The 21,931-nt window shown below is 68.5% G+C and carries 6 protein-coding genes; 2 read left to right on the top strand and 4 right to left on the bottom strand.

What is annotated here, in order from left to right:
* Nucleotides 1-34 precede the first annotated feature (34 nt).
* Nucleotides 35-1,702 carry an N-6 DNA methylase gene (locus tag J2X67_RS26295; protein ID WP_309957874.1) on the top strand — a complete coding sequence of 556 codons (1,668 nt, stop codon included), beginning with the start codon at nt 35-37 and terminating at the stop codon, nt 1,700-1,702.
* A complete protein-coding gene (locus J2X67_RS26300; RefSeq protein ID WP_309957876.1) occupies nt 1,692-2,711 on the top strand; it encodes a hypothetical protein in 1,020 nt (339 codons plus the stop codon). The genes J2X67_RS26295 and J2X67_RS26300 overlap by 11 nt, the downstream gene beginning before the upstream one ends.
* A gap of 193 nt (nt 2,712-2,904) precedes the next feature.
* Here J2X67_RS26300 and J2X67_RS26305 read toward each other — a convergent pair whose 3' ends face one another.
* From J2X67_RS26305 to J2X67_RS26320, 4 genes are read right to left on the bottom strand one after another with little or no spacing between them, the layout of a single operon-like run.
* Nucleotides 2,905-10,122 carry a SpvB/TcaC N-terminal domain-containing protein gene (locus J2X67_RS26305; protein WP_309957878.1) on the bottom strand — a complete coding sequence of 2,406 codons (7,218 nt, stop codon included), beginning with the start codon at nt 10,120-10,122 and terminating at the stop codon, nt 2,905-2,907.
* Nucleotides 10,123-10,146: 24 nt separating this feature from the next.
* Nucleotides 10,147-10,788, bottom strand: a complete 642-nt coding sequence (locus J2X67_RS26310) for a hypothetical protein (protein WP_309957880.1) — start codon at nt 10,786-10,788, stop codon at nt 10,147-10,149.
* A 10-nt stretch (nt 10,789-10,798) separates the two neighbouring features.
* Nucleotides 10,799-12,508 (bottom strand): hypothetical protein, encoded by a 1,710-nt coding sequence (locus J2X67_RS26315; RefSeq protein ID WP_309957882.1) that lies wholly within the window; start codon nt 12,506-12,508, stop codon nt 10,799-10,801.
* 40 nt (nt 12,509-12,548) lie between these two features.
* A complete protein-coding gene (locus J2X67_RS26320; protein ID WP_309957884.1) occupies nt 12,549-21,113 on the bottom strand; it encodes a neuraminidase-like domain-containing protein in 8,565 nt (2,854 codons plus the stop codon).
* Nucleotides 21,114-21,931 lie beyond the last annotated feature (818 nt).

Genomic DNA, 21,931 nt, shown 5'->3' on the forward strand with positions numbered 1-21,931 from the left:
AACGGAGATGGCCCGGGCTACATAGAATGTCGGCGTGACTGCCCTGCGCTCCATTGATCCGAACGACACGCCCGCGCTTCGCAAGGAGCGGGGCGCATTCTTCACGCCTGACGACATCACCCGGTTTGTCAGTGAATGGGCGATTCGCGACGCAGAGGACTTGGTGATGGAGCCCTCCGCCGGCGACGCCGCCTTTCTCGTCGCTGCTGTGGCCCGCCTGCGCGAGCTCGCTGCCGACCCGGACGCGCGGCCGATCGTCGACGGCGTCGAGATCCACGCGCACAGCGCGCGCGTGGCAGCCCAGCGTGTCCGGGAAGCGGGGGGGACGGCCCAGATCCGGCACAGCGACTTCTTCCTGATCGAGCCCGAGCCGGTCTACGACACGGTGATCGGCAACCCGCCCTACATCCGTTACCAGGATTTCTCGGGTGAGTCCCGCCTCCGTGCCCGGGAGGCCGCCCTGCGCGGCGGCGTCTCGCTCACGGGCCTGGCCTCCAGCTGGGCCGCGTTCACGATCCACTCGGCGCTTTTCCTGAGACAGGGGGGGCGGGTCGGCCTTGTCCTGCCGGCCGAGCTGCTCTCGGTGAACTATGCGGCGCCGGTGCGCCGTTTCCTCTTCGACCGTTTCCGCGACGTGGAGCTCGTGCTCTTCGACGAACAGGTGTTCCCCGAAGCCGAGGCCGACGTCGTGCTGCTCCTGGCCGACGGTTATCTGGAAGGTCCGGCGCAGCATGCGGTGATCCGGCAGGCGAAGAACGCTGCCGACCTCGGGTCGCTCGGCGCTGGCCTGACCTGGACGCCGACGGACCCGGCGGGCAAGTGGACCAGCAGCCTGGTCGCTCCCGAAGCCGTCAAGCCGGTGCACGGTCTGCTGCAGCAAGGTCTGTTCACCCACCTCGAGACGTGGGGGGACACCACCCTCGGCATCGTTACCGGGAACAACAAGTACTTCACGCTCTCGCCTGAGCGTGCGAAGGAACTGGGGCTGCGTCCCAAGGAGCTGCTGCGCCTCTCGCCGCCCGGAAGCGCCCACCTGCGTGGCCTGGCGCTGACCAGCACCATGCTCACAAGGCTGGGCAAGGAGGGGAGCGCCACCTACCTCTTCTACCCGAGCGCGCCGCCCTCGGTCGAGGCGGCGGCGTACATCGCCGACGGCCATCGGACTGGTGTCGACACGGCCTACAAATGCCGCGTCCGAAAAACCTGGTATCAGGTGCCGCTCGTTCCGCCGGCCGACCTGTTGTTGACCTGCATGAACGCGGACACCCCCCGGCTCACCGCCAACGAAGCCGGAGCGCGACATCTCAACTCGGTCCACGGCGTCTACCTTCATGACGAACACGCCGAATTGGGCCGTGAGCTTTTGCCGCTGGCGAGCCTGAACTCGGTCACGCTGTTCCACGCGGAGATGGTGGGACGTGCGTATGGAGGAGGCATCCTGAAGATCGAGCCGAAGGAGGCCGATGTCTGGGCCATGCCGTCGCCCGCACTGGTCCTGGCGCGCGCGGACGCGCTTCGCGCGGTCAAGCCGCAAGTCGCCGACCTGTTGGCCGACGGTCGGCTGCTGGAGGCCGTCAGGATGGTGGACGAGGTCGTTCTTGTGGGCTGCAACGGGTTGTCGGCCGAACAGATCGTGCAGATCCGTCAAGCGCGTGAGGATTTCTTCAGGCGCCGCACCGTGAGGGGCGCCAGTGGCCACTGAACCAAGCGCGAAAGCGCGGGCCTGGGTCCTCTTCGATCGCATCGTCGCATGTGCCGCTCCGGAAGGGGGGCACAGCAATCCCTGGGTCAAGGGGACGGACGGACAGCTGCGGTTCGAACCCGATTTCGACACCCTCGCCCGGCTGCTCGGGGTGCCGCTTCACCTGAGGGCCGGAACGCAGTCCGGCGTGCCGGCGCTGGCCCTCGATGTCTGGCTGAGCTACGAGCTGCGGCGCGCGGGCTTCAACGCCGACCAGGCGTGGCCGCGGCCGGTCCATCCGCGCATCCTGCCGGCGCCGATCGCCAACCTGATGAAGGCGCTGCCCGTCGGGCTCCGAAAAGCCGTGGCGGACCGCATCGAGAAGGACGGCCCGATCACCGGCGCGACCTCATCGAGCGGCATCATCCTCGGCAAGAATTACCTCAAGCAGGTCGACGTGGTCATCTCGGACTGGGTCACCGGGCCCGAGCTGCTGATCTCGACCAAGCGCATGGACTCTTCCTATGGGAAGAATGCGCCAAACCGAATCGAGGAATCCTACGGGGACGCGAAGAACCTGCGGCTGAGGCACCCGCTCGCTGCGCTGGGCTTCGTGTTCGGCCTTCGCTCGGACATCCTCCAGAAGGAGCCCGCAACCGCCGAGTGGCTGTTCGATCTGCTGGCCAAGCTCGGCCGCGAGGACGATGCCTACCATGCGACCTGCCTCGTCTTGATGGAGTATGCCAACGACGGCGCGATCGCCGAGACGGGTGAAGAACCTCCTGTGACGGCGCTGCCGGAGCCGGGGCGCGAACTGGCAGACGACGGCGCGCCCGCGCCCGCCCTCGATGCCGTGGTCGACCAAGACATTGCGAAGCTCCCGAAGGTGACGATCCTCCGGCAGGAGGTCCCAGAGGAACTTGCGCCCGGCCGCTTCCTTGCGGCCATGGTCACGCGCGTCCTTGGCGCGACGCCGGTGAACATGCACAAGGAAGCCCGAAGAAGGCGTGCTTCGCCGCAGCTGCGTTAGGCGTGACGCCCTGGCTCTCCGAGAATGGGTGGCAAGTCGAGCGATATGAGACAAGCTCAGAAGGACGCATAGAGAAAAGCACAAACGCGTCACGAAGGTAAAACCATAGGAGAGGGCGTGAGGCTGCTGACGCGCCCTGCCGGTTCACGATGGTCAGCAACGCACCGCGTGGCGGCTGCGGCGCCGCGTGCCTTCAGAAGGGAAACAACTGCGAATCGACGCCCTGATCGGAGCCGTTGAGCCGGCCTGCGTTGAACTCGGTCTCCACGGTCATGGCCTGTGCTTCGGTGATGCCCAGGCCGGCGCCGACCGCAAGGGTCTGGTGCATCAGGTTGCCGGGCACGGTTCCGAGTGGTGGGTGGTCCAGGCCCAGGGTGTGCCCGAACTCGTGTGCGCCGGTGCGTTCGAACGAAGCGAGGCCGCCCACTGTGCGTCCTGTACCGGCGTGCGGGCCCGCCAGGGCGGGCACCCTGTTGGCGATGTCCTGGCGGATGAAGATCGCGCGCTGTCGCTCGCGCAGGAGTCCGCCCAGGTTTCGGCCCGGCGCATAGCCGACGACGCCCGGGCCGCGGTATTGCCCAGGCAGGTAGCGCGGCCCGATACCCTGCTGGAACGTTGGCAATCGACCCACCGGCACCAGCCGGAACACATGGTCGTTGCGATCGATGCGACCGGAGGCGCGGATCTTCGCGGATGCCACGACGCGCACGGTGTCCCCTGCCGCCGTGCCCGCACGCCGGTAGCTGCGCGCGATCTGCCGTTCCAGGCGACGCGCGAAGGCGCGCACCTGCAGCGGCGTGTGGGTGCCTGCGGGGGTGTTGTTTACCAGCACGCCGGTGACGTGGATGCGCAACGTCGGCAGGTTGCCGTTGCGCCCCGGAATGCGCCGCACCGTGACCGCGCGACCGTCGCCGTCCACCAGCGTCGTCGGGTCGTCGCGCACGAACTGGTACAGGTTCAGACCGTTGACCGTTCCCGACGGATCGGGGTTGAGCCAGCGTCCCTGCCACGGCGCGAAATAGCGCGCGCCGTAGTCGTACAGGCCCAGCCCGTCGTCGGCCGTCTTGCCGCTGTAGCGGATGTGCTTGGGCTCCACGCTTGCCTCGTCGGGGCCGGCGATGACCGAGGTGCCGCCGAACGGGAAGTAGGACTCGTAGCTCAGCGGCGCGCCCTGCGCATCGGTCTCCACGCTGATCGAGCCTTGGGTGGCGGCCAGTTGCAGGCGCAGTTGCGCCGGTGTCGTCGCGCCGTCGATGTGTTCGTCCAGGATCGCGAGCATCTGCTGCGCACTCGACAGCCGCGTGCGCGTCGCTTGCGCGGCCAGGCTGCCGCCGGTCGCGACATCCTGCGCCAGGTCGACTTGGTAGCCCGCGCTCGGACAGACCTGCTGCTGCACGCGAACCAGTGTCCCGCCGGCATCGAAGTGCTCGATCACTCGCCGCACGCGGGCGCCCGCATGGTCGTAGCCGTACCACTCGTGGCGCGTGCCCGGTGCCGACTTGGCGTAGGGGCCGGCCTGCGCCATCAGGTTGCGCGCGCTCCAGCCCAGCTTCACTTCGCCGTTGAGTTCCAGTTGCAGCGGGTTGCCATTGTCGTCGTAGCGCTGGTCCGCCAGCCGATTGCTGTCGGCCTGCACCGGCTGCAACCGTTCGAAGTCGGTTCCGCCGACGTTTGCAACAAGGTGGGCGAGGGAGATCAGATTGCGCGCATCGTCATACCCGTAGCGTTCCTCGTACCCGCGCAGCGTGACCTGCTGCGCCGGATCGGCCGGGCACAGCGCGGCGAAGATCGACTGCTTGAAGCCGTCGACGTGCGTGTCGGCCCCGATGCCCGGATGCTCCAGTCCCGTCGCGCCGCAGATTTGATAGAGCGCGTCGTAGCGGCGGCGGTTCTCGGCCTCGGGCTGGGGGTAGCAGAACAGCAGGCTGGCGCAGCGGTCGCGCACCAGCGTGACGTTGCCGACGGGGTCGTACACGCAGTCCAGCGATTGCAGCCGGGCCCGCTCGCTGCTGCCCTGCGGCGGGGCGCTGCTGTTCCATGCCAGCAGGCGCCGCGTGGTGGCTTCGTAGCGGCGCTGCTGTTCGACGCCGCCGCCGAATGCGATGCGCTCGACCTGACCCGAAGCGTTCCAGTCGATGCGCGTCGTGATCTCGCGCCAATCGCCGTCGCTGCCGCGCAACCGGGTCTGCTGCAGGCGGCCCGTGAGGTCGTAGCGCAGGGTGGCCGCGCCGCCGTTGGGAAAGGCCTGCGCGGTCGGCCGGTTCTGCACGTCGAAGCGGAACTCGCTGCGGTAGACGGCGGCGTCCAGATCGACCGGCTGCGCCCAGTCGGGTGTCGAGCGGTAGTCCCGCGGCAATTGCCGCGAGGTCGCGATCAGCTGCCCTTGCAGCGAGTAGTCGGCATTCGACAGACGGCCGGCCTCGTCCAGGTATTCGCGGATTTGGCCGCACAGGTTGTGGCGCGCCGCGTCAGGGGCGGTTTCTCCCCAGGTGACCTGCTCGGTGCGGATGCGCCGCACGCCGTCGTCGATCTCGGTGCGCAGCATCCGCTGCAGGCGGTCGTAGCTTTCGAGCGTCGCGCGCATCGCGTCCCAGCGGCGCATCGGGCTGCCGAAGATGTTCTCCAGCGTCCAGCGGGTGCCCGCGTCCGCGCCGATCGCGCGCGCAGGCGTGGTCTTCTGCATCGCGTAGGCGTAGCGGAAGTTGGCGTGGTCGCTGCCGTTGACGATGTTGTCGTAGTACAGCCTCGGATCGATCGCCACGGCGCGCCGGCCCTGCGGATCGGTGCGCAGAAAGGTGGTGAGGCCGTTGGGCTTGAGCAGCGCGGTCACCGCGGCCGCGAATGGCTCGAAGCCCGGGCCCAGCTGCAGCGCGAAGCCGGCGAAGTAGGGCCTGAACTTTCCGGTGACCCAGGTGCCGGTCGGCGCGTCGTTGCGCGTGATCAGGTAGCCCTGCAGGTGCAGGTCGTCCCACAGCATGCGCGACGTCACGCCGCTGCCCCTGACGATCGCCTCGAAGGCATCGGGCGCCACGTTGCCCAGGTTGTTTTGCAGGATGCGGATCTGCCCGCCCGCGTTGTCGAAGACGTCGATGCGCGGCGTGTTGTAGAAGCCCGCGGCCTGCGTCAGCGCCTCCCACTCGTCGCGCTGCGCGGTGCTGGGGTCGTCCGGATAGTCGCGCATGAAGCGCTGGTAGTACGCCGACTCGCGCACGGTGTCGTCGCGGTCGTAGCTCAACGTCTCCCAGGGCGTGTAGCGTGAGCAAGAAAAGAAACCCTTGGGGTCGTCGCTGCGCAGCAGGCGCTGCAGCGGATCGTACGAATGGCGCGTGGGCGGCACCGGTGAGCCGCCCGAAGCTGCGCCGCCGGCCGTGAACAGCGCGCTGCCGGCCTGCCAGGCAAAGAACTGCTCGGCCTCGAGGTCGGCCGCGTTGAAGCGCTTGCTGCCTTCGACCAGCCAGCGCGGCAGGCCCGTGAGCGCTTCGGGCTCGGCCTCGCGCCGCGATTGCACGGCGCCGCCCTGGGCATCCTCGTAGTCGACCTGCGCAAGGATCGGCGTGGCCTCGCCGCTGCCCAGGTCGCTGACGTGCGTCTGCCGCGTGAGCGTCGTGCGCGAGCACGGCTGACCGCGTTCCAGGTACGCCATGCTGTCGTAGCTGCAATACGAGCTGGCCTGCTGCAGGTAGTGCGCCTTGCGTGCGAGCACATCGGCGAAGGTGGCACCGGCACGCCGCTCGAACTGCGCGGGATCCTCCAGGTCGCCGTCGCCCACGCGCGGCCCGCCGGCGTCGGCAGGCTTGAAGAGCGAGGTCGCCAGCAGGCGAGCGAGCGGGTCGTAGAGATACTGCTGGTGGTTGCCGTTGGCGTCGACGGTCAGTGCCGGCGCGAGGCTCTGGTAGTCCGGCTCGGTCCGGCTGCGCAGCCACACGGCATCGGCGACGCGCTCGCTGCTGGCAGTGGTGAACAGGTGGTAGGGCTCGTCGTAGGCGAACTCGGTTTCCGCCAGGAGCCCGTCGACCGGCTGGCTGCCCGCCGGCGCCTCGTAGCGCGTGCGCCATGGCATGAAATGGTGCTGCGGCGCGCTCGGCAGTGCGTAGTCGGTGACGATGCCCGGGTTCCACCACCAGCCTGCGGTGTCGGCCACGTAGCCGCCTTCGTCGCGCAGCAGTGCCGCATCGGCCTTGTCGCCGAAGACCTCGGTCAGCCAGAAGTCCGAGCACACCGCGTCATCGCGGTGGTGCGCGAGCGCGCGGGCACTGACCTGGCCCAGCGGCAGGGCCTTGGCCTGCGCATCGTCCCAGTAGTAGCTGCGGCGCCAGTTGTAGGGGCGCGACTGCAGCCGGGCCGGGTCGAAAGGTTCGCCGTAGGCGATGCGCTGCAGCAAGGCCGCATCGACCAGCGCCTGCATCTCGCTCCAGCCGAAGTGGCCGGCGGCCGGCAGCGTGAGGCCGCCCAGCTGCAATCCCTGGCTCTCGAATTCGATGCCGAGCAAGCGAAAGGGCTCGGTCACCGCGCTCAGGCTGCCGAGTTCGACGATGCCGCGCACGATGGCCTGCTCGGGATAGACGATGCGGTCGGGGTCCGGCGTCCCGCGGCGCGGGTAGTTCACGCTGCTGCTGCGCCGAATGCCGCCGAACGCGTCCACCTCGAGCACGAAGTGGTGCTGCGTCGACGGATCGTCGGCCACCTCGTCGTAGCTCAGGTTCAGCGACTGGTGCGGGTGCACATAGACGCTGGCCGGATTGCCGCCGGCCGCCGCCTGCTCCAGCCGCACGGACCATGCGTTGTCGCTCACGGTCAGCGGCACCGGCCGCGCGCTGCCGTCGCCAGCGGTGGCGTAGAGCTCCTCGTGTACCGGGCGGCCCGCCAGCGCGCGCCAGGCCTGGTCGACGGTGTCCGCATCGGCCGCGAGGACGGCGGCATCGAGCACGGCGGGCGCCAGTGCAAAGCCGTGCGGGTCGGCGAAATACTGCGTGCGCGCCTGCGCCAGCAGTGACTGGTCTTCGCGCGGATCGCCCACGAGATACCAGCTGCGCGTCAACCCCGGCCAGGTGCCGGCCAGGCTCGCGGAGCCGGCGATCGATTCCTCGCGTTCCAGCCGTTCCACGTAGCCGAAGCCGCGAAACTCGCGCCAGTCGGGGTCGTAGTAACCATTGGCGTAGTCGAACTCCTGCCAGCTGCGCACCTGATTGATGTGGTCCGTTACGCAGACGCTCGCAACCACCTGCGCCGCGAACGGCACCTGCGTGAGCCAGGGCCGGCCGGCGCGCTGTGCGGCCAGCGCATAGTGGGTCGAGCTGGCGTAGGCCAGCGTGGTCTCGGTGCCGCGCTGCGTGTTCCAGTGCAGCAGCATCCAGGGCCTCGGCGCGGCCGCGGTCGCGAGGCCCGGCGGCGCTTGTCCTTCCAGCGGAAAGTAGAAGTGCGCAATGGTGGGCTGCAGCCGCGTGTAGACGATGCATGTCGAGCCGTTGCCCAGGATGTCCGAGAAGCCCAGCTGCGCGGTGTCGCCGAGCGGGCCGGGCAGGGCAATGCGCCTCGGCGCCGAAAAGCCGTTGCCCGCCTCGTTGACGTGGATGTCGATGCCGTCGTCGCGCGCGACGACCAGGTCCACGCCGGCGCTGCCGCTGAGGTTGGCCAGGAAGATCCGCGTCGCCTGCGTGCGGGCGTCCAGGCGCGGCGCATTGGCCAGCACGATGCGCTCGCCGAAGCGTCCATGGCCCAGCGACGGCCAGACCTCGAAGCTGCCGTCGCGGATGCGCACGCGGTGCGCGAGCCCGTCGCCGAAGGGATCGGCAAAGGTCAGCAGCTCGGTCTCGCCGCCTTCGCCGGCCATCGGAAAACCGGCCGGCAGGGCGGTGCTGCGCGGGTCGCCCCAGCCTTCGGTGCCCCTGCCTTCGAACACGGTCGCGCGGCCCGCGCCGAGCAGCAGTGCATCGCTACGGCCGGTTCCGCTGAGGGCGGCCTCGATGCTCGCGACGCCCGGGGTCGGCGTGGGATGGTTCGGGAAGCTGCGGTACGGCAGCCAGTGTTCGTCTTCGCGCGCGAAGTAGCCCTGCAGCCTGTCGGTGCTCGCCACCAGCGCGTAGCGGCCGTCGCCGTCGAGGTCGGCGAGTTCGAGCGCAGGTGGCTGCGGCATGCCGAGGTCGGGAAAGTCGGCAAGCGGCTGCGCCGCCGCGTAGTTGCCGTCGCCGAGCGGGCGGTGGTAGTAGACGGCCGGCCCCTCCGAGCTCAGCAGCCCGGGCAGGCCGATGCCGTCCAGGTCGACGGTCTGCAGCGCCGGCGAGCCGGTCGTGCCCGGAAAGTCCGTGCCGCGCCCGTCGACGCGCATCGCCCGGTATTCCGGCGCGGCCGGCGGATCGAAGCGTGCGTAATCCAGCGTGACGCCGGGCAGTCCCAGTTGCTCGTAGCTGCCGTCGGCCGGCCGGCGACGCCAGCCGGTTTCGCGCAAGCCGGTCAGCGTCGCGAAGACGGGACTGGGCGCGTGGTCGAGCGTCCACGAGCGCACCAGCGCCGGCTGCGAACCGAGCGCCTCGAAGCGATGGAACAGCAGGATGTTGCGGCACAGCCGCTGCGTGCGCAGCTCGAAGCCAGGGCGAAAGCTCGTCCATGCGTCGGGCCGCGCGGCCCATTCGCGCACTGGCAGATACGGGTTGCTGCCGGGCTGGTCCAGGTGGTCCAGCGCGTATTCGCCGTAGTCGAACACGAGCTCGAAGGCGGCCTGCTCATCGCCGTTGTCGTCGGTGTAGTTGCCCCAGCGGATGCGCTCCAGATAGCGCTGCGCGGGCGGTCCGCGGTCCTGTTCGTAGACGGCGTCCGGCAGGTTGGCGCGGTCGTCCGGCTTGTAGCCGTAGCGCACCCAGTTGCCCTTGCTGTCGCTGGTTTCCTCCAGCAGCCATTCGCAGATCCGCGCGGGGTCGCGCGGATCTGCGATGCGCGTGCCCGCGCCGGTGCCGAAGAGCCAGACGCGGTTCTCGCGGTCCACGGTCTTCCACGAGCTCGTGCCGTCGCTGCTCGGGCGCCGGATCAGCAGCGAGAAGTCGCTTTCGAACTGCGGCAGGTAGACCACGCCCTCGGCATCGCCCGGCCCCGCGGTCGTGCGCCGCGTCAAGGGCCCGGCGCCGGCGTATTCGAGCGGATCGTCGCCCAGGTACCCAGGCACGCCGGGCGCGGTGCGCACCGAGAACGCGGGCAGGCCGATGCCCATGCCGAGTCCGAACGGTCCGTTGCCGGCGCGCGAGGAGAAAGCCAGGCCGATCTGCGGCGCCAGCCCGCGGGCCTGTGGCAGCGCGAGCGCGAAGCTCAACTCGGCCGTTCCCGTGAAGCCGCCGGCCTCGAGCGTGGGCGCGGCTCCGTGCAGCGGCGGCGCCTCGGGGGCGGACGTGCCGGTGGCGTCGCGGCTGCTCGAAGGGTCCATGGTGACGAGGCTCCTCGCGGGCGATCAGTTCGCCAACGCCTGTCCCCAGCGGTTGAGCCCCGGCTGCGCCGGATCGGCACGCGGGCAGCGTTCGGTCGGCAGCCTGGCCTTGCGCTGCGCCACGCAGCCGCAGGCCGAGCACACCCGCGGATCGGCCTGGCGAGGGGCGAGGCTTTCGCTGATCCTGTAGACCATGCGCCTGGGCGGCTCGACCAGGTGAGGGCAGGCCTGGCAGGTGGACCAGCGCTGCTCGAACACCTCGGGCTCGACCCGCACGATGCCCGCGGCGCCCCAGCGCGCGAGCGCGCCGGCCGCGCGCGCCGCGAGCCGGAAGCTGCCGGGCAGGTCCTCGGCCGCGGGGTCGGCGGGCGCGCCGCCGCCTTCCGCGGCGTCGGCCGGCGCCTCCAGTTCGGCCACGCTGGCGGGCAGTTCGGAAAACGTGGCGTTCTTCGGATCCGAGATCAGGATCTGCAGGAACTGCGGCGAGCCGCGCGACACGATCAGGTTGTGCAGGAAGGGCCGATCCGACAGGGCCCGGTGGATCACCGGATCGGGCAGGGGGTCGTCCAGTCCCAGGAATTGCGCGAAGCGCTGCCGGACCTCCGGCATCGAACCCGCCGCGGTCAGGTTCTCCAGCAGGACCTGGGGTGCTTGGCTGTGCATCATGGCGAGCTCCTCAAGGCGTGGTGAACGTGGCGGTGCGCTTCTGCGGATTGAGCTGCGCACCGTTCCCGGCCTGCACCTTGGTCACCGCCAGTTCGTAGCTCTGCGCGGCCTGCAGGCCGGCCACGCCCAGGCGCACCCTGCGTTCCTCGCCCTTGGCGCTGACGACGGCGCTGACCACGCGCACTACCGGGTGCGTCGGATCGGCGGGCGTGATCGCGTAGTTCTCGATGGACTCGGCGCTCACCACGTCCACCGGCAGGCTGAAGCTCGCGACCGCGCCTTCGAGCTTGCGCACGGCCTTCGCGCTGTCCAGCGAGAAGGCCGAGACCGGCACCGCGCAGGCCGGCAGCGGGAGCATCGAGGCTGCGGCCGCATAGGTGTCAAGGCGGCATTGCAGCGCCGGCTGCTCGCAGATGTTGTCGGGGTTGGCGTCGTTGTCCTGGATGTGCGCGAACAGCGCCGTGACCTGCGCCAGGCCGGCGCTGTAGATGTCGAAGAACAGCGAGTTCGACCAGTTCAGGCGCAGCACGTTGAACACCGCGTCGTAGTCGGCGGGGCCGACGCAGAGCAGGCCGTTGCCCGCGGCGATGCCCTGCGCCAGCATGAACGCCAGCCCTTCGTACTGCAGGCCTTCGATCAGCGCCAACCCGCCCGTGACCAGCACGTAGGTGGTGCCGTCGCCCTGCCACGCATAGACATTCGGCAGCGGGTTCTCCCAGTCGAGCAGGAAGGTGGTCTTCGGCCGGTAGCTGCCGTAGATCGTGTTCATGAGCCAGCGCATCGTCGCCATGTTGATCGACGAGGTCGGCGGATAGGCCGGCGCGGCCGCCTGCAGTTCCCTGGCCTGCGCCAGGGTGAAGAAGGCGCGCGCCGTGGCCGGCACGTTGATCAGCGGGCGCGGTATCGGCTCCAGCCCGGCCGGCCAGCGCTCGGGGTCGGCCAGGAATGCGCGCTGCGCCGGGTTGTCGTACTCGGCGGCGTAGGCGGCGGTGCCCACGCGCAGCGGCGTCTTGGGCGGCTGGTCCAGCAGGGCGGGGTTGAGCTGGCCGGCGCTGTAGGCCAGCTGCACCGCATAGTCCGACGTGATCACGCCGTTGGCGCTGAGCAGGTGGCCGTCGAGCGTGGTGTTGTCGAAGCCCGCGAACGAGACGTGGTGCACGCCGCCGACGTACTTGGCCGAGATCACGAACAGCACCTCGGCGATGCTGCCGTCGGGGCGGCGCAGGCGGTCCTGCGGCGTCAGGTACTGCACCGGCTTGACCTTGCCGTTCTCGAGCAGGAACAGGTGGTCGAGCGTCACGATCATCTGCTGGTTGAACTCGCCCGACATGTACTGCACGTAGTACATGTAGTCGAACTCCAGCTTCGGGCCGATGCCGTTGCTCAGCACGATCTCGCGCGGTTGCCATTCCATCTGCCCGTTGTTCTGGAAGCCCGACAGCACCCAGTCGCGCTGCTCGATGTCGCGCACCGCGACGTATTCGCCCTGGCTGACCTCGATCGGCGTGTACTGGGCGAAGCAGGAGCAGCAGCAGAAGCACTGCTTGCCGTCCTCGACGCCCGGCACGGGCTCGTCGAAGGGCGTGCCGTCGTGGTCCAGGCGGTTCTTGCAGTAGACGTCGGTGGCTTCCTGGATGACCTTGCAGACTTTTTCCCAGCTGCATAACTTGCCGCCCTTGGCTTTGACCTTCTCGACGCATCCTGGCAGATAGTCCGGCATGACGAAGCTCCTTTACGTGGGTTGACGATGACGGCTGGGTTCACCAGCCGATGCTTGCGCTGAAGTCGAGGATCAGTCCGATCCCCTCCAGTTTTTCCGGGTCGAGGAAGCCGTTGGCCAGAAGGCCGGCCGGGGTCGTCGCCAGATCGAATTCGAGTTCCAGGGGCTGCGCGAACAGCAGGTCCATCGCCACCGGTGACGGCAGCGTCACCAGCGCTGCGGCGTTCTCGCCGAGGGTGACGGAGACGGTGTCGGTGGGCGTGAGCCGCAGCTTGAGGAAGCTGCTGCCCATGGGTACCGAGACGCCCTCGGCCAGCTGCAGCTGCAGGTAGAAGCCGGTGGCTTGTGCATCGCCGACATGCGCCGGCACGGTGCCGGGGGCCAGCGGAAACCTCATGGTCTGGCGTTCGGCGCTCGCATGGTCCGCCATGAACACGTACCAGGGCTGCGGGTACATCTGGCGCAGCAGCAGCAGGCTGGCGCCGTCGTAGACGCTCATCGCAGGGATCGACACCACCTGCTTTCTCAGCTTTTCGCCGCCGTCCAGCGCGGTGTAGCGCACCTGCAGCACCACGTCGCCGATGCTCGCGAAGTCGAAGCGGTTGGTCTGCGGCGGCAGCCACAGGCGCCACGACGACACCGCGCCCGTTCCTTCGAAGGGCAGGAAGCGCGGGTCCTCCGGATCGAGCGAGAACAGGCCTGCGTCGTCCAGCCCACGCGAAAGCACGACCTGCTGCAGCGCGCGCCAGTCCGAGCGCAGCGCGCGCGGCGGAAAGGTGCCGGCGCCGGTGCCCGTGGCCAGGAAAGTGATCGCGTCGATGTTGGGCTCGATCACCACCTGGTTGCTCAGCTGCGTGAGCGTGGCCTTCAGGTTCTGGTAGGGCCCCAGCACCGCGGGAATCGACACGGTGACGTTGGCGATGGTGCGCGCGTAGTGGCCAGGATGGTCCTGGTCGAACAGCAGCTCGCTCAGCGCGAACACGCATTCGCCCGTCTCGCGCAGCGCGAGCAGCTGCACCGGGTCCAGCTGCGACAGCGAGACGGTCTTGACGATCTCGTAGCGCCGGCGGTTGTCGTCCAGGTATGCGCGCTCCAGTTGCGCCAGCTGCAGTTGCAGGCCTTCGCCCGCCAGCAGGCCCTTGTAGAGGTTGTCCCAGGTGCTGCCGCGAATGAAGCTGCGGCCCGTTCCCAGCCGGTATTCGTAGGCGCGCTGCGCCGCCTGTGCAAGGCCGTCGGCGATCTGGAACAGCTGCAGGTACAGGCCCGAGAGCTGCCGCGACATCCATTCGTACAGCTGCAGGTTGGTGAATTTCTGCCGCAGCATCTTGGCCAGCGTCTGGTTCTGCGCAATCTGGGTGTCGAGCATGGCCAGCTCCTGCCGCGCCATCTCCACGCGCAGCACGGCGGCGTCGATCAAGCGCGCGGTCTGGTCGGCGTCGAAGCCGGCGATGGTCTGCTGCAGCGTCCAGTCCTGGTCACGCCGCTCGTAGCCGGCCACGGTCAGGCTGCGCTGCGCGATGTAGCTGGAGATCAGCGAACCGATCTCCAGCACGTTCGAGGCGGCGTTCAGCGCATTGCCGACCTGCACGCCGCCATAGGTCATTGCGAACGGCGAGCCGACATTGGGCAGGGCATAGGCGATCGAGGCGGCGGTCTTGGTGGCCGTCGCCAGAATGTTGATGGCCAGCCCGGCGGCCAGCGCGTCCAGGTTCTGGCGCTCGCCGCTGGTCAGGCCCGCGTCCAGCAGCGACTGGTAGAACTGCTGGCGCCACAGCGCCGACTGCTCGCCCACGCGCAACGCCTCCAGCTGCTGCTGCGCCTCGGTCAGCGCGTTGACCTTGGCGCCGCGGGTGAGCTGCAGCAGCGTGTCGGTCTGGGTGTTCTGCAATTGCGCCAGCGCTTCGGCGTCCCGCTTCTCCAGCGCCAGCAGGAGCGACTGGCCGAATTGCATCACCGTGCCGGTCACGCTCTGCGCCTGCGCGATCAGGAACTCGAAGCGATAGGGCGAGGCCGGCGGCTCGGCCATCGCGGATTCGCGGTTGGCATCCAGGCCGTCGCCGGCCGCCGCGCGCGCCAGCGCGTTGGGGTCGATGGGCGGCGCGAACAACGGCAGGATGCGCACCACGCCGTTGATGTTCATGCTGTGGCGGATCTTGTAGAGCCGGTCTTCCACGCGGTCCCACAGGCCGATCAGCTCGGCGTTGTCGGGCACGCAGAAGTAGCTGTCGACCATGTTGTAGGGCAGCTCGCGCAGGCCGGGCAGGGCGGCGGCGTTCATGGCCGTGTTTTCCATGTCGATCAGGAACTGCGGCACCGAGCTGATGCGGTAGCCCGAGCTCGTGTCGGGCACCGGGTCCCAATCCAGGTCGACGGTGGCGGTGCGCGTGGCGCCGACGTAGTCGACGATGGTGCGGCGCTGGCCGTTGCCCGTGCCGGTGGTGATGGTCACGAACAAGCCGTTGTAGAAGCGGTCCTTGGCCGAGGCCGCGCTGTCGAGCACCAGCGTGTCGGGGCTCGCGCCGGCGGCCAGGCCACTGGTGTCGTAGGCCGCGCGGATCTGCTCGTAGCTGCGCGGCGCCGGCCGCTCGCAGTCGCCCACCGCGAGCGGCCGCGGCCCCAGCAGATCGGTGGCCATCAGGTAGATGTTGGTGGCCGCGCCGATGGCCTCGCGAGTGTCCGCGGTGAACAGCCGGTCGCCCCAGTCGAGCAGATTGCCCACGTAGCGCGAGAAGATCGCCTTGGGGTAGGCGCCCGGGCGCAGCCTTGCGATCGCGTCGGGGTCGAAGGGGTCGTCGTTGTAGACGTCGATCTGCGCCACGTTGCTCAGGCTGTCGACCAGCGACTGCACCACCAGCGGGCGGAACGGGCGGAAGCGCCAGAAACGGTCGCCGGGATCGGGGATGCCGGCCTCGGTCGGCTGCGTCGGATTGAACAGGTACTCGTACCACTGCTTGGCCTGTTCGAAGCGCTGGTGGCCGTTCAGGCGCGAGGCGATCAGGAAGGGCGCGTAGAAGAACACCTCCCAGAAGTACTGCCCGTAGGCGCCGTCGAAGTCCATCAGCTCGGGCGGCAGATGAGTGGCGTCGATGGCCGGTGCGGGCTGGTGGGTGGCGTCGCTGTAGAAGCGGCTGAACGGCGCCTCGGGCAGGTACTGCGTCTCCAGCCGCAGCAGGCCCGGCAGGCCGCGCGCGATCAGCGTGGTGTTGAGCCGGCTGGCCACCGAGGTCGAAATCCGTGTGAAGCGGAACTTCAGGTCGTCGAAGGCCATCGGCTGGTTGGTGTACGGCCCGGTGCTGATCGCCAGTTCGTTGCGGTAGACGCCCGAGGTCAGGTACGGCCGCACGAAGGTCAGCGTGGTGGTGTCGATCAGCCCAGGCTCCTGGCTCTGGACCAGGTAGGCGTCGGTGCCGTTGCCGTAGACCAGCCAGCCGGTCTGGTTGATGACGTTGTGGAAGGTACTGACGCGGTCGGGCAGGTTGTAGAGCAGCGGCAGGCTGCTGGCCGCGGTCGCCAGCGCCTTCTCGAGCCCGGGGGCATAGCGCAGCGTCTGGGGCTCGATGTTGCCCCAGGTGGCATCCGAAAGGATGTCCGAGCTCGGGACGATCGACAGGACGTTGTTGTTGCGGTCCAGGTGCGGCGCGTAGGGCTGCAGGTTCTGCAGCTGGGTGTAGTCGGCGCCGTAGCTGTAGTCCAGCAGCAGCGCGCGGCCGACGTTGGGGATCAGGTCCTCGGTCAGCTGGATCGCGACGCCGGCGGTCACGGTGCCGGCGACGGGGCTGGTGGTGCCCGGTGCGACGAAGGCATCGATGCGGTCGGCCAGCACCAGCGTCTGGTAAAGGTCGCGGTTGAATTCGTTGAGCGCGCCGGTGAAGGGATCGCGGCCCGAATTCGCGATTGGCGTCGGGGTCGGTGGGTCCGGCACCCGCTGCGCGGTGGGCAGCGCGCTGCCGTAGAGCACCAGCAGGCGGTCGATGCCGGCCGTCATCGGCGTGATCGTGTAGGTGGCTCCGAAGCCGGAGAAGGTCCATGGGAAATCGACCACCAACTGCTGTGCGGTGGCGCTCACGTCGATCAGCAGCACCGTGCGCGTCTCGCCCATCACGCTGATGCGGTCGCCGACCTCGATCTGTGCCGCGAAGTCGGTGCCCTTGCCCGAAGCCAGGGGCAAGGTCGCCGTGATGCTGACCGTGCCCTGGCCCGTGAACGTGGGGAACGATCCCTGCGCCTGCGCGAGCGGAATGATCTTGAACTCGGCCGAATTCGCCGACATCGACCAGGCGTCGTTGACGGTCAGCGCCGCGGTCTGCAGCGATGTCACCACGCGCTCCTGCCCGGCGACCCAGAGGCGGTCACCGACGCTGATCTCGTGCGCGAAGTTGGTGCTGTCGCCGACGACGGTGAGCGCGCCCTTGGCGATGCTGACGCGCCCCTGGCCAGGGATGCCGCGTCCGATGCGCAGCACCTGCGGCGTCTGCCAGCCGGGGCGCTCCTGTGAGAAGAGCGCCGAGATCGCCTCGTCCTGCATCGGCGCGTAGCCGTTCGGCTGGGCATCGACGACGTAGTTCTGGTAGAGCACCTGCGGCTGCACCCATTCGCCCGCGGCGTTCTGGAACGAGTACTTGAGCGAGGCGCTCAGCGTGGTCTGCGCGTTGGCGTTGCCGCTGGAAACGGCCGAGCTGCTGGTGCGCTCGCTCTCGCTCCAGAACACCAGCAGCCGGCCGAAGGCGTAGGCGGCGGCCACCGAGCTCGCGGCGATGCTCAGGTCGATCGGCTGCCACGGCGTCCAGCGCCGGCCGTCGACGAAGGTGCGCAACTGGTAACTGTACGGCTCGGTCAGCGTGCGGCCGATAATGAACAGCGTATCGCGCGGGCGATCGTCGTGCAGGTCGGCACTGCGCTCGCGCAGCGCCGACACCTGCGCCAGGCTGGCCGCGACGGTGAACCGGTCGAAGTAGCGGGTGTAGGCCGCGGCGACGGTGCTGTCGTCGATCTCGTTCTGGCGCAGGTCCTCGGCGAAGCTGCGGAAGATCGGCGAGCTGTTGCCCAGCAGCTCGGGATCCGCGTAGTTTTCGGGGTAGACGAAGATGCGCCGGTTGGCTTCCCAGACGCGGTATTCCGACAGCCAACGCCACCAGATCTCCGGCACCGGAATCTGCGTGATGCCCGGCTCCTGCTGCAGCCGCGCGCGCTGCAGGTACAGCTGCACCGACTGGATCGCCTGCGCGCCCCACGAGGTACGGTCGGTGCCGTCCATCTCGACGTCAATCAGGAAGTAGTCGAACAGGCCATTGGCGTCGTGCACCGGCAGGCCCGCCACGTCCAGCAGCCAGACGGTGTAGCCCAGCAGCGCATCGCGCTGGGCCGTGACAAGCGCGCTCTCGATCTTTTCGTGGACCAGCTCGTAGCTGTCGCCATAGCGGCTGGCGACGGCGCCCAGCGTGGCCTGTGCGCGCTCGTTCCATTGGGCCCAGTGGGCCGGCACCAGCCCGCCGGCATCGAGCAGGTTGAGGCTGGACAGCTGAGCGAGCTGCAGCAGCGCCTGTGCGTCCAGGCCGAGGGTGGCGCACAGCGAGAACACGCGCTGTAGCAGGTCGAGGCCTGCGACGGTCTGCCAAGGGGCCGGCGAGCGCGTGTTGCCGGGCCAGAACAGCGCGATCAGCTGGTCGATCTGCGCGGCCGGCCAGCCGGCAAGGCGCGCCAGGATCTCGACCGGCGTGCCTGTGCAACCACTGTCGGGCAGGATCGCGAAGTAGCAGCGCACCAGCTCGTTGTTGCGGTCCTCCAGGCTCCCTTCGAGCGCAACGAAGCGGGCAAGCGAGTACACGTCGGCCACGCCGAGCCGCTGCAGGTTACCGATGTCGAAGCTGGCGGGCGAGCGCACGAGCGCATCGGTCTGCGTCAGGTCCAGTGGCAGCAGGTCGATCAGGCGCAGGTTGCGCGCGAGCGCGGCCACGAAGGCTTCGACGCCCACCGGCAGCGCGCCGGCCGCGCGCGGCGCGAGCAGCGCAGCGCACCAGTCCGGCAGCGACGCGATGCCGGCGGCCACCGGCGTCAGCAGCGCGATGCGCTCGGTGCCCGTGTTGAACAGCTCGCCCAGCCCGGCGACGGCGATCACCTGCTGCGAGGTGGAGGCGGCGCCGATCACGCCGACCAGCTGGTCGATGTCCGACTTGCGCGCGGACAGGACGTCGCGCACCTGGTCGCGCTTGGCCGCGGCCTGCGGATCGCCGTCGAACAGGAAGTCCAGCTTGGCGGCGCTGGTGTAGCTCGTGCTCAGGGCGCCAGTGGTGGCGCCCGCCGGCGCGACGATCAACTGCTGCGCGATCAGGCCCTCGAACGCGGTCTGCGATTCGGCCTGGGTCAGCACGCCGCCGTGGCGCCAGAAGCTTTGCTGCGCGAGCGGCAGCATCGGGGACAGCTCGGCGAAACCCGCGGGCACCGCGAGCACCAGCCCTGCGGCATCGATGAAGCCGGCCGCAACGAGCGCGGTGCGAAGAAGCTCGGCAATGTCGGGGCCGATGTCGCCATACACCAGGTCGTCGGCCACCACGCGCTCGTCGACGCCGGCCGCGCCCAGGCGGTCGAGCAGGATCGGGAGGTCGGCGACGCGGTAGCCGGGCGAGACCTGCGGGCTCAGCTCGCCGGTGATCACGTACTGCAGCTGGTAGATGTCGAACGCGCTGTCCTTGAGCCAATTCGCGGTGACGAACAGCTGCGCGATGGCGGACTGCGTGGCGCTCCAGGCCGCCTTCGGCGGTTGCCGCCACGACGCGTCGGGATAGAACACCAGCCCCACCAGCCGCAGCAGCCCCTGGACGCTGAGCTTCAGCAGCCGCGCCATGCGCGCGAGCCGGTAGAGCCAAGACAGCGTGGGCAGGTCGGTCTTCAGCTGCGTGCCCGCGAGGCCCTGCAGGCCGAGCAGGTAGTGCGCGAGCGTGTGCAGGTCGTCGTTCGACAGCTGCAGCGCCGCGCTCAGCCGCGCGCGGATCTCGGCATCGGCGGCAGCCAAGCCGTCGATGTCCCAGTCCAGGGGCCGTGCCGGATCGAAGGGGATTGCCACGGCCGAGGTGTAGGGATCGCGGCCGTCCAGCAGCGAGGGCGCGTTGAAGATTCGGTCGAAGGGGTCGGCCGGCTGCGCGCCGTTGCCGCGGCCGTCGGTCTTCAGGTCGAACCACAGGCTCGTGAGGTCGGGCGCGGCCACCGCTGCGGCGATGCTCAGTTGCAGCAGCCCCGAGAGGCTCATGATCGTGGCGGCATCGATCGGTGTGCTGTTCGATGCCGCCAGCGCCCATTGCAGGCTCGCGAAATCCAGCGCGGCCTGCGCGTTGGCGCCGGCCGCGGTGCTGCCCGCGCTCACGTGCGCATGCAGGCGGATGAATCGGTTGAGCCGATCCAGCCGCAGCAGCGACAGGTCGGCGATGTGCTCCACCAGGTCGGCGCCGACCGTGCGGTATTGCAGCTTCATCGCGGGCAGCGCCTCGCCCGTGTCGTTAATGAAGAAGCCGTCGGCACCGCCGGCCGCGAACTCGTCACTGCTCAGGCCCTGGTTCAACAACGCGAGCAGCTGGTCCCGTGCCAGCCCGGTGCGCTGAAGGAACACTCCGACCTGCGCGATCTCGGCGAGCGGGATCGTGGCGCCGTAGCCGAAGCAGGGCGCGAGCTCGGCTTCGGTCGCCCGCGGGATGGTGACGATCTCGAACTGTTCGATCGACATCCGCAGCGCTTCGCGCGCCGCCGCCTCCCGCGTGACCGGGCTCGTTGCGGGCGCCGGTGCCACGAAGACGGCGTACACCGCGTCGAGCGTGCTCGACAGCCGCGACAGGTACTCGCGCACCTGCGTCTGCGGCAGGCTGAAGGGCAGGTTGAACGGGTAGGGTGCGGCCGCCACGACCTTGAAGGCGTCCTGGCCCGTGCGCAGCGCGATCTGGCCGCCAAGGATGTTGTTGACCAGGCTGAGGAACGGCACGGGCGTCTGCGTCGCGGCGCAATCCAGCGGCGTGGTGTAGAGGTCGGGGCGGCGCGCCTGCAGCTTCCATTCGGCCGCGATCACGTTGGCCGGCTCGATGCAGGTGTCGACGATGCGCAGCAGGTCCACCAGGTAGGCCGCCGCACCGAAGATGCTCTGGCACTGCGCGCAGCTGCAGTAGTCGAGCGTGCCGAACATCTGTCGGTAGCTCGGGATTGCCTCGACGTAGGCAATGAGCGCAGCCGCGTTGTGGCTCGGTTGCGCGCGCGCATGCGGCGAGCCCACCAGCGAGCGGACGGCCAGCGCCAACTGCGTGAGCATGTTGTGGATGTTCCGCGCGCGCCGGTGGATTGCCAGCGCCTGCGCCTTGCCGCCGGGAAGCGAGTCGCCTACGCGCTCGACGAAGCGGTCCTGGGCGACGGCCGCGATGTCGTGCGCGGAGCTGAAATGCGCGCTGCTCAGCGCCGAGACGGCGGCGAGTTCGCTGTCGCCGGCGTCCTCCCCCTCCCGCGGCGATGGGCCGGTCACCAAGCGAAGCAATCGCTGGTAACGCGCCAGCTCCGCCCAACTGCAGAAGGCCAGCGAATCCGCCAGAAGCGCCTCCAGGCGGGGGCGGTCGGCGTGCAAATCCAACTGCAAAACATCTATTTCAGGATGTTTTTTCAGAAATTTGCTGACGCTTGGAAACTCTGACGAGGTCATTGCCGCTTCCTTTGGGAGGACCAATCGTCGCGGATAGTAATACCTTGTTGCGAAATATTACGATCCTTTGTTGGGATTTTTAAGGGAGGATTTTTTGACGAAGGACTGTTTCGCTGGCAAAAGCTTAGAGCATTGGATGTTTGTCTAATAAATCCCTTACACATAGCGTTAAGTTTGTTGCTGGCGGATATTGGCAGAGCTTTTTTTATTCGTTTGCCAGCGACTGACCGACTATTTAATTAGTGACCGCTATCCAGAATTAAGTATTCGTTTACAACGGAAACTGTCCTTATTATTCCGTTCGATATACCTTGCGACCAGAGCTGTTAATCATTTTTATTTAAACAAAAGATGCGCTGAATTCAGGGTGAGGAGCAAACCGGAGTCAAGGAACAACCTCTCGCCCGACTTCAGCGAAATCACCGCTTAACTGACTTGCAGGCAACTGGGATGGGCGTTCGAAACCACGTGGCGGCGCGGCTGCTGTGAGAAAGAGATCATTCGCGCCATCTGACGCAGGCGGCGCTTGTGCAGTAGGCAGGAATCCGGCCGTGGACAGCCGAAGGTTTGAAGGTGAGAAAGTCCCCCGGTCTGGGTGCAACGGATGGAGCCCCGCCGCTTCTGGGCGGCGGCGGAAGTGAGGGGCTTGCGCACTTGAGCCATTGCTCGCGCCAGTTCGCTGGAGAAAGCGCCGAAACCGGATGTGGTCAAACGCGTGCTCCCACGGCGTGCCGTCCTTCAGGCGGTGCCCCTGC

Source organism: Variovorax sp. 3319, assembly GCF_031456585.1.
Lineage (GTDB): Bacteria > Pseudomonadota > Gammaproteobacteria > Burkholderiales > Burkholderiaceae_C > Variovorax > Variovorax paradoxus_P.

Coding starts and splice junctions, on each gene's coding strand:
- J2X67_RS26305 (WP_309957878.1), bottom strand. CDS start 10,122: ATGGACCCTTCGAGCAGCCGCGACGCCACCGGCACGTCCGCCCCCGAG.
- J2X67_RS26310 (WP_309957880.1), bottom strand. CDS start 10,788: ATGATGCACAGCCAAGCACCCCAGGTCCTGCTGGAGAACCTGACCGCG.
- J2X67_RS26315 (WP_309957882.1), bottom strand. CDS start 12,508: ATGCCGGACTATCTGCCAGGATGCGTCGAGAAGGTCAAAGCCAAGGGC.